Consider the following 1,848-nt stretch of genomic DNA (forward strand, 5'->3'; position numbering starts at 1 on the left):
CTGTAAAGTCTAACCTATTAAAGGCAATCTCCCATGGCATTTTTAGTCAACCTCAGCACTCTCATCTCAAGGCTGTGCCAGTTTATTGGCGGCATCAGCCTAATCATCATTGTCTTAACCACTATGCTTGATGTCATTGCCCGCTATGTCTTCAAGCTTACGGGCGGCGAGTTTGGTTTTACTGTCAAAGGTAGCGTCGAGATCGTCTCCTACTTCATGTTATTTGCGCTACTGGCCGCCTTTGCCGCCTTCGTCGAGCGCTCACAGATCATCGTCGACGTCTTCACCCAAAAGATGTCACAAGCCCTTAAAGGCTACATGATGGGCGTGTTCATGATAGGTTTTTTTGTCATCGGTCTCGTCTTTACTTGGGGACTGTATGAAAGCGCCATCGACGCCATCGAATTTGGCAAAGTCACCCAAGATTTGCGCATCTCCATGATGCCCATCTACGCCATCAGCGCCTTCTTAAGTTTACTGCTGGCCATACGCTCCCTAATCGAATCCATCAACATCTTTAAAACAGGCGAATTCTTTGACGCCGAGGAGACAGGCGCATGAGTCCAGAAATGATTGGCGCCATCGGCCTATTGGTCATGATTCTATTGGTTGTCATACGTGTCCCAGTTGCTCTTGCCATGCTTGGTGTTGGCCTGGTTGGCTTTGGCGCTGTTACCTCAGCCGGTGGCGCTTTGCAGATGCTCAAAGACATCCCCGTCGACGTCTTAGCAAAGTACGACTTTAGCGCCATACCTTTATTTATTTTAATGGGCGTCTTTGCCACTCACTCAGGGATGGCCGGCAAACTCTTTGAAGCTACCCGTACCATCTTTGGCGGTGTCAGAGGCAGTCTTGGTATCGCTGGTATCGGCTCCTCCGGCATCTTTGCCTCCATTTCAGGTTCTTCTTTAGCCACTGCCTCCACTATGACCAAAGTGGCCCTGCCGCAAATGGAGAAATACGGCTATCAGCCAGGCTTTGCTTGTGGCATCTTGGCTGCGGGCGGTACGCTTGGCATTATGATCCCGCCCAGTATCGCCTTACTGGTTTATGCCATCCTAACCCAGCAGTCCGTTGGTGACATGTTTATCGCAGGCTTCTTGCCCGGCATGCTTGGCATGCTCATGTACTCGATCACTGTCATGATCATGGTGCGCTGGAAACCGCACTTGGCTCAGCGCGGCGAGTCAACCTCTTGGAAGGCCAAGCTACTCTCATTGACAGGATTGATACCGTTCACCTTTATCTTTATTGTGATCATCGCCGGTATTTTCTTTGGTCTGTTCACCCCAACAGAGGGGGCTGCAGTTGGGGCGTTTGTTTCTTGGGCCTATGCTGCTGTCAAAGGCATGCGTATGGAGGGACTAAAGCAGTCATTGATTGAAACCTTGGCGTTGTCTGCGGTGGTGTTCTTTATGCTACTTGGGGCAGAGGCACTTGGCTACTTTGTCTCAGTCTCTCGCCTGTCTTATTCGTTAGCGACGTGGATTGGGGGACTTGCGGTCAGTCCGATGATTGTTTTAATCTGTATTTTGTTTATGTACTTTTTACTTGGGTTGTTTATGGATGCCCTTGCGATGCTGGTGATCACTATTCCCGTGGTGTTCCCAATTATCTTGGCCCTTGGGTTTGATCCGGTGTGGTTTGGGATTATTGCAGTGTTGACGGTGGAGCTTGGTCTTATCACGCCGCCCATGGGGATGAATATCTTTGTAATTAAGGCGATGGCCCCGCATATCAAACTATCTGATATGTTTCGTGGAGTGGCACCGTTTATTGTCTCTGATGTCATTCGCTTGGTTATTCTGGTTGCGTTCCCAGCGATCTCTTTGGTGCTGCTTGGTTAAA

Annotated in this window: 2 protein-coding genes; both read left to right on the plus strand. The window is 49.6% G+C overall.

Annotation, left to right across the window (positions count from 1 at the left end; all coding sequences use genetic code 11):
* Nucleotides 1–33: 33 nt before the first annotated feature.
* Nucleotides 34–561: a TRAP transporter small permease gene (locus ACS8FC_RS13945; protein WP_439263612.1), complete on the plus strand. Its 528-nt coding sequence runs from the start codon at nucleotides 34–36 to the stop codon at nucleotides 559–561.
* Entirely contained in the window at nucleotides 558–1,847 is a 1,290-nt protein-coding gene (locus ACS8FC_RS13950) for a TRAP transporter large permease (protein WP_439263610.1), read from the plus strand. Before ACS8FC_RS13945 ends, ACS8FC_RS13950 begins: the two co-directional genes overlap by 4 nt.
* Nucleotide 1,848: the final 1 nt, after the last annotated feature.

This window comes from Psychrobacter sp. 1Y4 (assembly GCF_051847555.1).

Excerpts from the sequence above, each read along its gene's own strand:
- ACS8FC_RS13945 (WP_439263612.1), top strand. The coding sequence starts at position 34 with ATGGCATTTTTAGTCAACCTCAGCACTCTCATCTCAAGGCTGTGCCAG.
- ACS8FC_RS13950 (WP_439263610.1), top strand. The coding sequence starts at position 558 with ATGAGTCCAGAAATGATTGGCGCCATCGGCCTATTGGTCATGATTCTA.